This is a genomic window from Bacillus sp. CGMCC 1.16541 (assembly GCF_003184905.1).
In the GTDB taxonomy this organism is placed as follows: Bacteria; Bacillota; Bacilli; order Bacillales; family Bacillaceae_H; genus Priestia.
Genome location: NZ_QFRU01000008.1, coordinates 151,300 through 166,194, shown reverse-complemented (window position 1 = coordinate 166,194; position 14,895 = coordinate 151,300). Strand labels below are relative to the sequence as shown.

The following is a 14,895-nucleotide window of genomic DNA, read 5'->3' as shown; positions in this document are numbered from 1 at the left end:
GAGTGAAAGGTTATACGCACTATTCATTATAAATAAGTAACGGAAGGTGATAGGAAATAGAACATATAGCTGGATCAGTTGCGCCTTTTAATAAGTAATTTGCTCGCTGGACGAGATGTAATGCAAATTGAGGTGCGTGCTCATTGTCTTTGTACAGTAGCATGTTATACCTCCACAGTTTTAATAATTTAGCTTGCTCATCAGCAGAGCTCAGTAAGAATAAAAGAGGTAGTGTTTCATAGTCTTCTTTTGATAAGGTAGCTTGATCTGGGAAGTTTCCTGTATATAAGAAATGTTGAAAGTGCTGTGAAAGGTTGCGCCTTTTAAACAACTGTTCTTTCGGAGAGCCTTCATTTATGCAAATTTCAAAGAGCTGTGGAATGGCTTCCTTTAGCTGATGTTCTTTCACGATGGATTGGACGAACTGAAAGTGCCCACCTAACATTAACATATGAAGAAAGGTCTTCGTTTGTTCATTCTCCTTCCATATTTGTAAGTTGCGTAAAAAGGGTTGCCAGTTGTCTAATTGATAAGTTTTACAAAGGCGAATGTAACGAAAAAAGGCGTGTGGATAAGTAGGGTGATGTAAGAGTAGTATCTCGTACCACTGTTTTGCTTTATAAACGTTTCCGTCATGTTCTTCAAGAACAGCTAGGTGAAAAGGAATATGTGCGGTTTGGTTTGCAGCATCAATCGAGTAATAAGACGGGACACTTGTAATAACGTAACCTTTTGTAAACACTTCTTTTGCTTCAGTTATGTGGCCTAATAAAATGGCACATTTTCCCCATAAAAAATATAAGTCAATGTAGTCAGGAAACTTGCAAATCTCTGCTCTGCATGTTTCAATGGCTTCTGTCACGTTTCCTAGCATGACAAGGCAGAAAACTTCTTTTTTTATGACAAGGTGTCCAAACGCCATCGTTTCGATTTGACATAGTTGCTTTGCTTTTCGTAGAAGATGAAGGGCTGGTTCGTATTTATGAATGCGAATATATTCACCCGCTAAATTATAATAATGAAACGGATTGCTATCATCTTCTTCCACGGCTTTTTTCAATAACGTCATATTTCGCTTTGACTTCTCTTTTTCTTGTACAACTTCGTCTAAGTATCCGTAATGTAAAATGCGAATATCTGTGAACGCGTAGGAGGGATTCTCATAAGTGCGCGAAATACTAAAACCGATTTGTTCATGCACACGCCCTTCAAATTGAATATGTGGATGACGTTTAAAAAGTCGCAAGACAGGACTGATGTCACGATTTTGTTCAGTTTCTATTTTCCCTACATAGTTATGAATTTTTAAGAAAATGGCCTCATCGTTTGTTGTATCAACAACGTTTCGTAGAGTTAGTTGATCGTCAGGGTGAAGTTCCTCATCAGCATCTAAAAACAATACATAATCTCCTGTAGCAGCACATAGTCCTATGTTTCTAGCTTCCGCAAAATCATGATTCCACTGGTGATGAAGAACTAACGCACCAAACTGTTCGGCAATTGCAATCGTTTTATCAGTTGAACCTGTATCCACAACAATCAGTTCATCAGCAATTGAGGCAACACTTTGCAAGCAGCGTGGCAGGTGCTTCTCTTCATTTTTACAAATCATACAAAAGGAAAGGCGTCGCTTCATTTTTCACCATTCCTCCTTTGTTTAACTGTCCATGCAGCTGATGACAAGGACAATTCAATTCGATGTAAGCTTTTTTCCGTATCGTGTAGGTGAAGTTGTAGCCGTTCATTTGGCCGTTCTTCTAATAGACGAACTAGCCACTGCTTTGCTTCCTTTAAGTAGCAAGCAGATAAAAGAAGACGAAGCGAATCTGTTAACGCTGATTCATCTACAGATTCGAGTAGTGAAATGGCTTCTTCTAAGTGATTTTTATGATAAAGAATTTCGCCTAAATAAGTGGCAACCTCCGTTGACAGAGACTGTTGTTCAAGCAAGGAAATGAAGTAATCCGCAGCTCGATTTAAATATCCATGCTTAAATAGTTGTTTTCCATAGAATAGAAGTGCATCTGTTGAAGAATGAATAGATGCAAAATAATTGATGAGCTCAGGATAATGAAGCGATAGCGCACGATCAATTAGTTGACATGCCTCTTCATTTAACTTTTTCTCGTAAATAACTTCGTATAACTGTGGAAATGTAGTGTGAAGGTGTCGCTTTAGAAATTGTGGTAAACGTACACCTTCTATTAAAAAAGCGAGACAATGGTCTCTTATAATCGGTAACTGTTCAGCTTCAGGTAAGTCTCTTAGAAGAGATTTTTGTATCGTAATCGCGTCAGATAATAGCCGTTCATTCATATAAACTTCATTTTGTAAGGATGCCGTTAACTGTTTTTCGTTGATCATTTCTATAAAAGGTTTAGTAAGCTGATAGACTCCAATATGGAACAAAGCGTGAACAATTAGTAAGGGCTGTCCATGATGATGGGTCATAACATCTTCAAAGTAACCTTTGATTTGGTGGACAGGTATGTCAAGTGCATGTAAACATTCCGCCGTGCGTAAGTAAGCTTCACGATCATTAGGGCGTAAGGATATAACGGGTAAAAAGTGAAGTAACGCGTCTTTAAACCGCTTTGTTTGTTGAAAGCAGCGGCCTATTTTATAGTAAGCTCCAAAGCTATTTGTACCTTCATTCGTCATATATTGATTGTTTACGTTTTGTTTTGTGGCAGTTAAATAAGCATTTGCTGCTTGCTCATAGTAATGCTGTTTCATATAAGCTTCTCCAAGTAGATAATAAAGATCTGCATAATCTTTATATCGATCAAGAGAAGTAAGTAGCCAATCTTGTGCTTCTTTGTATCTTTTTAATACTAGTAAGATCACAGCTTTTAAATAGGTAGCAGATGATAAATAAGATGCTGCTTCTTTTTCAAGTTGAAAGCAGGTAATAAGGTGTTCAAGTGCTTGTTCATGTTCATTCATACGTACGTATTCAACTGCAATATTGTAATGATGAAAAGGGTATTGTTGTTCAGATAACTCTTTTTTTAATAAAGATAAGTTGCGTAACGACTTTTGATGAGTAAGCACTTCAGATTGTAAATAACCAGTATGATGAATTTCAAGAGGAATCTCAAGAACTTCTACTTTATGATGCTGTTGAAGAATTGATGGTAAAATTTGCTCGTGAATACGTCCAGAGAATGAATAAAGCTCGTTATTTTTAAATAATCGTAAAGCTCGCTGTTGGTTAGAATGAAGAAAGTCATCAGATAAAAAGTTCTTCACGGTGATCCAACCTGCTTCACATGTTGAGACAAGCATTTCACGCAGTGGAGGTTCTTGATTAGCAAGGTATTCATCAGCGTCAATGGTTAAAATCCATTCGCTTGAAGAATGAGATTTTGCTACATTACGTGCTTCACTAAAGCTATCATTCCAATTGGTTTGAATGAGCTTAACGTGATACTTTTTTAAGAGTTCTAGAGTTTGATCGGTTGACCCTGTGTCAACAATTACAATCTCATCGACTACTTTTTGAATGCTATTAAGGCAGCGCTCAATGGTACGCTCGGCATTGCGGACAATAATATTTGCACTAATCGTTGGTGAGGCCACTTCTAACACCTCCTTATTTTTATGTAATATGAAAAGGAGGCACTGTCCTAGTACCTCCTCTTGTTCTTTTAAGGTGAATTATCCTTGGGCGTTGAAGTAAACATCAATCGTTGCGACTGTACCGGCATTCGTTAGTTTATAAGAAACGCGCGTATATTTCATGAATCTTTTTGGAATAATGGCTTCAACTGTTTGCCCGATGTTTGTGACGGTTGTATCAACAAACCAATCCGTAGAGTTTGGACTAATTTCGATAATGATGTCAACAGAAGCAGCAGCAGTGTTATTTTTAACGAAGTAAGAGTATGTGTCAAATAGCTCTGTATCTCGACGAAGGTTGGCAAGTGGAGTATAGGCTGTTGTAACAGGTACGTTTAAAACAGAGCTCTCAACAAAGTTTTGTTGTGAAATAGAGACGACAGTTGTTAAAGAGCCTGATGCAATATTGACAGTCCCACCTAAAAGAGTGGTGATGGTTCCACCGAGTAAAGTGTTTAATGTCCCACCAAGCTGAGTCGTAAGTGTGCCACCAAGTAAGGTGTTCAACGTCCCGCCAAGAAGTGTATCCAATGTTCCACCTTCAAGCGTTTCAACAACGTTTAGAGTTCCGCCTTCGATAGTGGTAATCGTGCCACCACCCAATGTGCCAACACTACTGATCGTCCCGCCTAAAAGGGTAGTAATTGTCCCACCGAGTAGGGTGTTAAGAGTCCCACCAAGCTGAGTCGTAAGTGTGCCACCAAGTAAGGTGTTCAACGTCCCGCCAAGAAGTGTATCCAATGTTCCACCTTCAAGCGTTTCAACAACGTTTAGAGTTCCGCCTTCGATAGTGGTAATCGTGCCACCACCCAATGTGCCAACACTACTGATCGTCCCGCCTAAAAGGGTAGTAATTGTCCCACCGAGTAGGGTGTTAAGAGTCCCACCAAGCTGAGTCGTAAGTGTGCCACCAAGTAAGGTGTTCAACGTCCCGCCAAGAAGTGTATCCAATGTTCCACCTTCAAGCGTTTCAACAACGTTTAGAGTTCCGCCTTCGATAGTGGTAATCGTGCCACCACCCAATGTGCCAACACTACTGATCGTCCCGCCTAAAAGGGTAGTAATTGTCCCACCGAGTAGGGTGTTAAGAGTCCCACCAAGCTGAGTCGTAAGTGTGCCACCAAGTAAGGTGTTCAACGTCCCGCCAAGAAGTGTATCCAATGTTCCACCTTCAAGCGTTTCAACAACGTTTAGAGTTCCGCCTTCGATAGTGGTAATCGTGCCACCACCCAATGTGCCAACACTACTGATCGTCCCGCCTAAAAGGGTGGTAATGGTCCCACCGAGTAGGGTGTTAAGAGTCCCCCCAAGCTGAGTCGTAAGTGTGCCACCAAGTAAGGTATTCAACGTCCCGCCAAGCTGAGTCGTAAGTGTTCCGCCAAGTAACGTGTTCAACGTCCCGCCAAGAAGCGTATCTAATGTTCCGCCTTCAAGCGTTTCAACAACGTTTAGAGTTCCGCCTTCGATAGTGGTAATCGTGCCACCACCCAATGTGCCAACACTACTGATCGTCCCGCCTAAAAGGGTGGTAATGGTCCCACCGAGTAGGGTGTTAAGAGTCCCCCCAAGCTGAGTCGTAAGTGTGCCACCAAGTAAGGTGTTCAACGTCCCGCCAAGCTGAGTCGTAAGTGTGCCACCAAGTAAGGTGTTCAACGTCCCGCCAAGAAGTGTATCTAATGTTCCACCTTCGATAGTGGTAATCGTGCCACCACCTAGAGTTCCAACACTACTGATCGTCCCGCCTAAAAGGGTAGTAATCGTCCCGCCGAGTAAGGTGTTAAGAGTCCCACCAAGCTGAGTCGTAAGTGTGCCACCAAGTAAGGTGTTCAACGTCCCGCCAAGAAGTGTATCCAATGTTCCACCTTCAAGCGTTTCAACAACGTTTAGAGTTCCGCCTTCGATAGTGGTAATCGTGCCACCACCCAATGTGCCAACACTACTGATCGTCCCGCCTAAAAGGGTGGTAATTGTCCCACCGAGTAGGGTGTTAAGAGTCCCACCAAGCTGAGTCGTAAGTGTGCCACCAAGTAAGGTGTTCAACGTCCCGCCAAGCTGAGTCGTAAGTGTGCCACCAAGTAAGGTGTTCAACGTCCCGCCAAGAAGTGTATCTAATGTTCCACCTTCGATAGTGGTAATCGTGCCACCACCTAGAGTTCCAACACTACTGATCGTCCCGCCTAAAAGGGTAGTAATCGTCCCGCCGAGTAAGGTGTTAAGAGTTCCACCAAGCTGAGTCGTAAGTGTGCCACCAAGTAAGGTGTTCAACGTCCCGCCAAGAAGTGTATCCAGAGTCCCACCTTCAAGAGTGGCTACGGAATCGATAGACCCTATATTTAAACGACCGAGTGTATCGACTGAAACAGCTCTTGCTGTGCCTGTATTATCTAATCCGAAAATAAGCGTACGCAAATCATTAGGATCTAGGTTAAAGGTTGCGAAGTTAGGCATGTTCTGATGATTCCTTTCTATCTAATCTGTATAATGCTGATACTGCTCATGATATGAGGGGACAACCTGTTTTGCTATCGCGTTTATGAAAAGAAAGATTATTTAATTCATCCGCTCATATATTTAGTGAAAAGAAGGAAGTAGAGGGAGATGAAGATGTAGTGAAGAAGCCGATACTTGCATGCATGATGAGAGTGAAAAACGAGGAGAAATGGCTTGAGCAATCATTGAGTGTAACGAGTCAAATTGTTGATCACATTGTCATTTTAGACGACGGTTCAACGGATCGAACGAAAGAAATTTGCCAATCATTTGAGAAAGTAACATACTATTATCAAGATAAACCGTTAGATGAGTCGCGTGATCGAGACCAATTATTAAAGTGGACACTCGCATTAAAACCAGACTGGATTTTATGTTTAGATGGAGATGAAGTGATTGAAAAGACGGCGGGAGATCGAATTTTACATGAAATTTCAGCAATCGATCCTCAAAACCCTCAATATACAAGTTTCATTTTGCACATTTTGTACTTTTGGAATGGAGAGAACACCTACAGAACGGAAAATAGCTTGTATGCTCATTTTTGGGAGAATCGTCTTTTTACAACATGGGGGCAAAATGTTGAGCAACTAGCCATTTTTAAAACTGATCATGGAGGGAACTTCCACTGTGGAAGTATACCCGGAAATATTACTGGGAAATCAAAAATGATTGATGTGAAAATTAAGCATTTTGGTTATGTAGATGCACCTTTACGAGAAAAGAAAAAAGCGTTTTATACCAATCACGATCCAATTCAAGCTGAAAAAGGTTACTATGACCATTTAACAGATGAAACAACGATGGAGCTGTCTATGTGGTCAGAAAGGTCTATTCATTCTTTTACTTCTTTTCCGAAACCACAAAGTTATTTTAATCACATGAGAAAAGAGATTATTGATCAAATTCCGTTAGAAAGTGAAATGATTTTAGATGTAGGGTGTGCAGCCGGAGGAATCGGAAAATATGTAAAAGTGAAAAATCCATCCTGTAAGGTGTATGGAATTGAAGTTGATGAATTAGCTGTCATAAATGCCAAGCAATATTATGATGAAGTGTTTGTGATGAATCTAGATCATTTAGAAGACTTGCCTATCCCTCACTATTCATTTGATGTGATTATTTGTGCGGATGTATTAGAACATTTATACAACCCTTACCGAGTGCTTGCAATCTTATCTAAATATTTAAAAGAAGGTGGCACCCTTATCACAAGCATTCCGAATATTCGCCACATCTCCACGGTAAATGAGTTATTGAGAGGGAACTGGGCATACGAATATGCTGGCATTCTTGATAACACACATATTCGTTTCTTTACATTAAAAGAAATGCAAAAGATGCTGTTTGATGCTGGCTACATACAACGACATGTAACAGCTAATAAAGATCCAAACTTTTTAATTAGCAATAAAGATGGTCATTCACTCATCAATCTAGATACGCCGGATTTTACGTTAAAAAATTTAAGTGAACAAGATATTTTAGAGTACGAAAGTGTACAGTTTATTTTATCTTGTCAAAAACGACCAATTTGTCAAACGAATAAAAAAACGTCCATTATTCTTATTACGTATAACCAATTGAACTATACAAAGCTATGTATGCAATCGATTCTTCAATTTACAAGTGAAGAGATTGAATTAATTGTTGTAGATAACGGATCTACAGATGGGACAATTGACTATTTGTACACACTTCCGTACGTAACTGTTGTTGAAAATAAAGAAAACAAAGGATTTGCATATGCTTGTAATCAAGGATTAGAGGTATCGACTGGAGAGTATGTTCTGTTGTTAAATAACGATACGTTTGTAACAGAAGCGTGGTTAACGGAGCTTCTTTATATTGCAGAGTCGAATTCAACAATTGGGTTAGTCGGACCAGTGACAAATTATGCAGGAAGTACACAATGCCTACCAAATGTGAATTTACAATCCAAAGAGGAAATTGCAAATTACGGAAAAGTAAACGCGATGAATCACTGGAATCGTTCAGAAGAAGCGACACTATTGTCTGGATTCTGTATGCTTATTAAGCAAGAAGTGATTCAGAAAATCGGCGGCTTTGATACACGTTTTGGGATTGGGAACTTTGAAGATGATGATTATTGTTTACGTGCACGTTTAGCTGGATTTACATGTCACGTTGCACGAGGATCGTATGTACATCATTTTGGGCATATGACGTTTAAAAATGAAAAGATTGAATACGATAAAGTCTTTTATGAAAATTGGACGAAATTCAAACAAAAATGGCAGCTACCTGAAGCGGTGCAAGTGAATCAAAAACTACAAATTAAAGAACTGTTAACGAATAACTATTCGCTTCAAGACTTGTTTGTTCCTTATAGAAATCCACTTGTGACAGTTGTTGTAACAGTGACAGAAGGAGAAGAAGCGTTATTACAAGAAACAGTTCAATCATTGAGCAAGCAAGTGTATCAAAGGGTAGAAGTAGTTGTGATTAATAAATCAAATACGTTGAAAGGGATTGAACGATGCTTAGATAAAATTCCGTATCCAACAAAGATGATTTCAATTGGAAACGAAAGCATTTGGAAGGGATTGAAAGCAGCTTACTTTTTAGCCAATGGGGACTTCGTAACTTATTTAATAGAAGGAGATGTTTTGTACTCTAATCACCTTCAAAATCTCATAACAAAGATGACAACTAATAAAGATGTGAAAGTAGCTTATACAGAAGCCTATTTATCTGATGAAAAAGCTACTGTTCCACCATTATTTTGTTTTATGCATGAGATAAATTGTGTAGAGAACTTAACGCAACGAGACACTGAGTATGCTACTAACTCTTATGTACCACTATTAAAACATTTACTTGAAAATTATGAAGTTAAAAAGATAGCGAAAATTACAGGAGAAGCAGGCTCTTATCCAATGCTTTCTTCTCATTAACTACAGACAAGAGAGCTAAACCAAGAGTCCATCACACCCCTTTGCCCACGATAGATAGAGAGGCAAGGGGTGTTGTTTGTATACCGTCTATCTTCTGAGCACGCTTATATATGAGACAGCGTGAAGAGTTTGGCTCAATGAGGAAAGGGCCTTTTTATTTTCAATTTTGTATAAAGTCCTTTTTGTTATCAAATCATGTAAAAGGTGTTTACTTTCCACTTGATTTATAATACTATTATTTGTATTAATACCAAAAATAAAATTAATGATAAAAAGGAGAAACTGAATGGATGAATTAAAAAAGATGGAAGTCCTGTTGCATCCTGTTCGAATGCGTATCGTTCAATTTTTACTTGATGGCAAAGAGCGATCTCCTCAAGAGTTGTCGGAGTTGATTAAAGACACTCCACGTACGAGCATTTATCGTCAAATCGGTATTTTACATGAAGCTGAAATGATTAAAGTCGTCAGAGAGCAGCCAGTAAGAGGAACGGTTGAAAAGTTTTATCAACTTGATATGGCTTCCATGAACGTATCGCCTGAGGAATTTCAATCGTACGGAAAAGAAGAGCACCTTCATTTGTTTTTTACTTTTCTTTTTACATTGTACAAAGATTTTCATGCATATTTAGAACGTGAGAACGTATCTTTAGAAAAAGATGGTGTTGGTTATCGTCAAGTGATGTTGCAACTGAATGACGAAGAGATGCAGCAATTAGGAATGGAGTTAAGCGAAGTGGTCATGAACTATATGACAAAACAGCCTTCACCTGATGCAAAAGGAAGAGCATTTACGACTATCGTAATGCCGAAATGAGGCATGCTCTTTTTTTGAATTAATGGTACCAAAAAATGAATTAATACAAAAAGTGAAACTAGGGGGAGTCAGATGAAAACAGATGTAAAGAAAGCACTTATGTTTAGTGTGTTTGGGTTACTTGGTGGATTCTTTTTAACATTCGCACAGCTAGAGACGTTAAAAGAAGTTGTTCCTAAAGGGCAAGAGAACCTTGTGGTACTTGCTAGTACGATTCAAGTCGGTGTCATCACGTTTGTTTTAAGCTTAATTGGCTTAAAGTTGATGAAAAGAACAGATTTGATGCTACGTAAAAGTGAGAATGAACAAAAAGGATTTGCATTAGCGGTAGCGTTAGGTGTGCTAATTGGACTTATTATTATAGGTAGTGATTATTTTATTTTTCGTTCGTTTCTTCCGCAACTGACAGAAAATGAACCTGCTTTTTCATTTATCGGTCTGTTGATGGGGATATTTTACGGCGGTGTTGTGGAAGAAGTAATGCTGCGTTTGTTTTTAATGACGCTTGTTATCTACATTGTCGTGAAAGTGAAAAAACAAACAAATATTCAGAGCGGTTATTATTGGTTTGCCATTCTTTTTACAAGTATTTTATTTGGAATTGGTCACTTTGGAGCAAATGTAGCTATTTTTGGCGAACTGACAACCGTTGTAATTGTTCGGGCTTTATTACTAAATGGAGTGGGCGGAATCGCATTTGGTTATTTGTATTGGAAACATGGTTTGCAGTACGCGATTATCGCCCATGCAATGACACATATATCGATGCAACTCATCTTCATACCATTATTTTACTAAAAAAGTAGAAGTGATTGATGAGTGTAAGCTACTGACAAATGTCGGTAGCTTTTTTATGTAAATTTTTAGTGAAGTTATCATTAAATACTAAAAATAGGAAAAGGTAAGAATAACAAAAATCAGGTAGGAGGTATGTCATTTGGATGGTTTTAAAATTCATCGTAAACGTGAAAAAAAGAAACAAAATAGTGACCAACAAACCGAACAAAAGACAAATAGCCAAACAGATGCGCTAACTCCTGAAGATCGTCAGCTAGATGAATTTCTTCAACTATGTAAAAAGTCAGCTGATTTTGTATCGTTTCGGTATTCGGAAGAAAGTGGTTACTACATTCATTATTATAAAAGTATGGTTGATCCAGATGTTTTACACAGATATATCTTGCCTTACGTGAACGGTGAAAAACGAGTAGGTACGTTATTTGGTTTACAATGTGTATTGCCTATTGATGGTACTCAAGTTGTGAAGGACGTTGAGAAAATAAGTGAAGCCGTTATGTCAGGCGCTGTTCTAATTCAAACGAAAGGGAATTTAAAAGAGGTACTTACAGTTCCGGCTGTATCCATTGAAAAGCGAGCAGTTTCATTACCTGAAGTTGAATATAGCGTAGTAGGGCCAAAAGAGGCATTTGTAGAATCAATCGATGCGAACTTAAACCTTGTGCGAAAAAGGCTTCCAGTTCCCGAGTTAATTGTCCAAGAATTAAAGGTGGGAAGATTAACAAAAACACGTGTAGCCATTGTGTATATGGATAAAATTGCGAACGAAGAAAATGTAAATACAGTAATGCAACGCATTGAAGATTTTGACTACGATAAAGTCATTGATAGTTCGATACTAGCACAGCTTATTTCCGATAATAGTAGTTCGCCATTTCCACAAATGATTGATACGGAGCGTCCTGATCGTGTAGTAGGTGTTTTAACCGAAGGAAAGATTGCTCTTATTGTCGATGGTTCTCCGCACGTATTAACAGGTCCAACACCGTTAGAAGAATTTTTCTCTGCTTTTGAAGATTACTATTTACCATGGCATTTTGCGTCTGCTTTTCGTCTTATTCGTTTATTTGCCGTTTTCTTCTCGGTGATTTCAACTCCGCTTTATGTTGCAGTATTGACGTACCATTATGAAATGATTCCACAAAACTTATTAAGTCCACTTATTGCTTCACGTAGTGGGATTCCGTTTCCTCCTATTATTGAAGCGTGTATTTTAGAATTAACGATTGAATTATTAAGAGAGGCAGGAGCACGATTACCGACAAAGATTGGTCAGACAATTGGTATCGTGGGTGGTATCGTAATTGGAACAGCAGCGGTTCAAGCTGGTTTGACGAGTAACGTATTACTTATTCTTGTAGCCCTTGCAGCCCTTGCATCATTTACAACTCCTGTTTATCAAATGGGTAACGTCATTCGTTTAATTCGCTTTCCGTTTTTATTGTTTGCACAATTGTGGGGATTAGTGGGTGTGACATTTTGTTTTGCGTTATTTATTGGACATATTTTAAAACTAACGTCGCTAGGGCGTCCGTATATTGCACCGGTGTATCCACTGCGACTTGTTGACTTAAAAGATTCTCTATTTAGATTGCCGAATTACTTGCAAAAAAACCGACCAACTCAATTAAGGTCGGACGTTTCTAAACGTTTTAATCTTAAGTCTCACAAATGGAGAGATCATGACATCGAAGATTAAAAAGGAGGGCTGTTCATGTATCCACTACCAAAAAAAGATCGTCAAATTTCTCCGTATTTAGTGTTTTATTTAATTCACACGATGCAAGTCGGAGTTGGGATTTTAGGATTTGAACGTTATATCGCAAAATCAGCTGGACATAGTGCATGGATGGCCGTTATCACGTCAGGATTATCCATTCTCATTTTAATCTGGATTTCTTATCGGATTTTAAATAAAGGAAATAACGATATCGTCGCTATTCAACATGATTTATTTGGAAAGTGGATTGGCGGAACGCTTAGCTTTATATTTGTGATCTATTATACAGCGCTCGTCCTCGTTATTTTGCGAACGTACGTTGAAGTTATTAATGTGTGGGTATTTTCAGATGTGTATGCGTGGGTGTTTATTGTCCTCATTGTCCTTATTGCTTATTACTATACCGTTGGAGGATTTAGAGTTGTCACAGGAATTAGTTTTTTAGGTGTCATTTATGGGTTCCCACTTTTGTTAGTGAAATATTTTCCCATCAAAGAAGGAAACGTAGGTAACTTACTTCCGCTATTTGATATTACCTTTCCTCAGTTATATGAAGCAACAAAAGCGATGACGCTAAACTATTTAGGATTTGAAGTATTATTTATGTTTTATCCTTTTGTAAAAGATGCGCCAAAATCAGAGAAATGGGCGCAGTTTGGCGTATTGTTTAGTATGGTTATTTATTTATTAACCATTTTTGTGTCATTCGCCTACTTCAGCCAAGAACAATTAAAAACAACCATTTGGTCGACACTCACTCTGTGGAAAATTGTCGATTTGTCATTTATTGAACGATTCGAATATGTGGGGATATGCATTTGGTTTTTTGTAGTGTTGCCGAATATTTGTATAGGGTTATGGTGCGCAAGTCGCGGTGTGCACCGGTTGTTTTCGATTAGGCAAAAAACCAGCTTGAGGGTCATCTGTGTCCTTATTATTTTCGCAGCTATTTTTTTGAACGATCGTCAAAAAGTAGACCTTGCGAATGATTGGATGTCGAAGACTGGCTTTTATGCGATTTACTTTTACATTCCGTTTTTATTTATCGTTCAATTTATTGTGACAAGGGTGAGAAAACGTTGAAAAAGTTAAAAGCATTGATTGTCCTTAGCTTTATTTTCATCACTGGATGTGTACCGTCAAATAAAATTATAGAAGAAATTCAAATTGTTCAAGCAGCAGGGTATGACCTTGCAGAGGGAGGGTTTCGTGGTACAGCAGGTTCTGCTTATATTCCTCCTGTAGAAGGAGATATGCCTCGAAACATTGTGTTTTCAGCTGTTGGTCATACGAATAAACAAATTCGTCAAAAGCTACAAAGTCGCTCTTCAAAACCTATTGAAATTGGACGTGTCGGTCTTCTGATTTTTAATCGGGAATTAGCCAAAGGTGGCGTGATAAACATCGTTGATAACTTTCAACGAGATCCAAACATTGGGCGTGATATCTTTCTTGTTGTTTCAGAAGGTAGTGCATACGAAATATTAAATTCAGACTATTTAGAAGGGGAGTCTGCTCCACAGTACATCACGGACATTGTCGACCAAAATATGGATCGAACCATCCCGAAAGTTGATTTACACCGCTTTTTATTTCAATATGAGTCAAAAGGATATGATCCATTTATGCCCATTATAAAAAAAGTAAAGGATCAAATTCATGTTCAAGGCATTGCTTTATTTAACGGTGATAAATACGTCGATAAGATTTCGTTAAAAGATTCGTATATCTTTAAAATATTATCTGAAGATATTCGTCAAGGGCAGCTTGAAACGAAATGGAAGGGCCGATATGTTAGTATTCAAAATTTAGATTCTGATTCTGACTATGAAATTCGAAAACGTGGAGGAAAGTACGAAGCAAAGTTTACGATCGATTTAGATGGACGTGTAGCAGAAAGTGGCGGTCTTGATTTAACGAAAAAGAAAAACATTCGAATTATTGAAGAGGCAACAGAAAAAGAAATAACTAAACAAGCAGAAGCATTACTAAACAAATTTAAAGCTCTAAATGTCGATCCGTTAGGTATTGGTGATAAAGCAAGGCAAAAGGGAATTTTTACAGAATCGTCATGGAAAAGCCAATACAAAGAACTACCTATTAAAGTCTCTGTATCTGTAAAAATTATCCAGGCTGGTATTATGGAGTGAGATTGCAAAGGTGAGGGTTTTGATTTTTTACAATAAAGATGTATCCTTAACCTTTTTGTTCAAATAAAATAATAAAAATTCGCAAATTGATTACCTCTAAAATGACGTCATTATTTGATTTCAGTTCACCAGCGTTAACGAGATAAAGTAGTGACTTGTGTTTAGGGCAAACACAAGTCACTGCTTTATCTTTATATCTTTTTATTGTCTCGTTTAAATTTTTTATTTAAATAATAGCCCAGAAGTGGTATTGCTAATACTATAACAGTAAATGTCACAAATTTAACCAATTGCTCATCCCAAACAAAATAATAGGTGAAAATTAAAATACCAACTATACTTATAACTTGAAGAATGGGATAAAAAAATCCTTTACCCAGA

9 protein-coding genes are annotated in these 14,895 nt (G+C 38.2%); 6 read left to right on the top strand and 3 right to left on the bottom strand.

From position 1 onward, the window contains the following. Positions 1-19 precede the first annotated feature (19 nt). The 3 genes from DIS06_RS10260 to DIS06_RS20605 form a co-directional block, all read right to left on the bottom strand. A complete protein-coding gene (locus tag DIS06_RS10260) occupies positions 20-1,636 on the bottom strand; it encodes a glycosyltransferase family 2 protein (RefSeq protein WP_110113169.1) in 1,617 nt (538 codons plus the stop codon). Continuing rightward, positions 1,633-3,582 carry a glycosyltransferase gene (locus DIS06_RS10255; RefSeq protein WP_162595938.1) on the bottom strand — a complete coding sequence of 650 codons (1,950 nt, stop codon included), beginning with the start codon at positions 3,580-3,582 and terminating at the stop codon, positions 1,633-1,635. Before DIS06_RS10255 ends, DIS06_RS10260 begins: the two co-directional genes overlap by 4 nt. Positions 3,583-3,660: 78 nt before the next feature. Next, a complete protein-coding gene (locus tag DIS06_RS20605; protein WP_239422004.1) occupies positions 3,661-6,069 on the bottom strand; it encodes a DUF6385 domain-containing protein in 2,409 nt (802 codons plus the stop codon). A 161-nt stretch (positions 6,070-6,230) separates the two neighbouring features. Here DIS06_RS20605 and DIS06_RS10245 point away from each other — a divergent pair, with 161 nt between their 5' ends. The 6 genes from DIS06_RS10245 to DIS06_RS10220 all read left to right on the top strand — a co-directional run bounded on the left by DIS06_RS10245 (position 6,231) and on the right by DIS06_RS10220 (position 14,514). Beyond that, positions 6,231-9,029: a glycosyltransferase gene (locus DIS06_RS10245; protein WP_110113167.1), complete on the top strand. Its 2,799-nt coding sequence runs from the start codon at positions 6,231-6,233 to the stop codon at positions 9,027-9,029. Between the two features lie 286 nt (positions 9,030-9,315). Then, positions 9,316-9,846, top strand: coding sequence for a helix-turn-helix domain-containing protein (locus DIS06_RS10240; protein ID WP_110113166.1), 531 nt, complete (start codon positions 9,316-9,318; stop codon positions 9,844-9,846). Between the two features lie 72 nt (positions 9,847-9,918). After that, the gene (locus DIS06_RS10235; RefSeq protein ID WP_110113165.1) at positions 9,919-10,644 is read left to right on the top strand and encodes a CPBP family intramembrane glutamic endopeptidase; all 726 of its coding nucleotides are present in this window, start codon (positions 9,919-9,921) and stop codon (positions 10,642-10,644) included. Between the two features lie 139 nt (positions 10,645-10,783). Further along, entirely contained in the window at positions 10,784-12,343 is a 1,560-nt protein-coding gene (locus DIS06_RS10230; RefSeq protein ID WP_239422002.1) for a spore germination protein, read from the top strand. A 15-nt stretch (positions 12,344-12,358) separates the two neighbouring features. Continuing rightward, positions 12,359-13,447 (top strand): GerAB/ArcD/ProY family transporter, encoded by a 1,089-nt coding sequence (locus DIS06_RS10225; protein ID WP_110113164.1) that lies wholly within the window; start codon positions 12,359-12,361, stop codon positions 13,445-13,447. Continuing rightward, positions 13,444-14,514: a Ger(x)C family spore germination protein gene (locus tag DIS06_RS10220; RefSeq protein ID WP_162595937.1), complete on the top strand. Its 1,071-nt coding sequence runs from the start codon at positions 13,444-13,446 to the stop codon at positions 14,512-14,514. Before DIS06_RS10225 ends, DIS06_RS10220 begins: the two co-directional genes overlap by 4 nt. Positions 14,515-14,895 lie beyond the last annotated feature (381 nt).

Excerpts from the sequence above, each read along its gene's own strand:
- DIS06_RS10260 (WP_110113169.1), bottom strand. The coding sequence starts at position 1,636 with ATGAAGCGACGCCTTTCCTTTTGTATGATTTGTAAAAATGAAGAGAAG.
- DIS06_RS20605 (WP_239422004.1), bottom strand. The coding sequence starts at position 6,069 with ATGCCTAACTTCGCAACCTTTAACCTAGATCCTAATGATTTGCGTACG.
- DIS06_RS10240 (WP_110113166.1), top strand. The coding sequence starts at position 9,316 with ATGGATGAATTAAAAAAGATGGAAGTCCTGTTGCATCCTGTTCGAATG.
- DIS06_RS10235 (WP_110113165.1), top strand. The coding sequence starts at position 9,919 with ATGAAAACAGATGTAAAGAAAGCACTTATGTTTAGTGTGTTTGGGTTA.
- DIS06_RS10225 (WP_110113164.1), top strand. The coding sequence starts at position 12,359 with ATGTATCCACTACCAAAAAAAGATCGTCAAATTTCTCCGTATTTAGTG.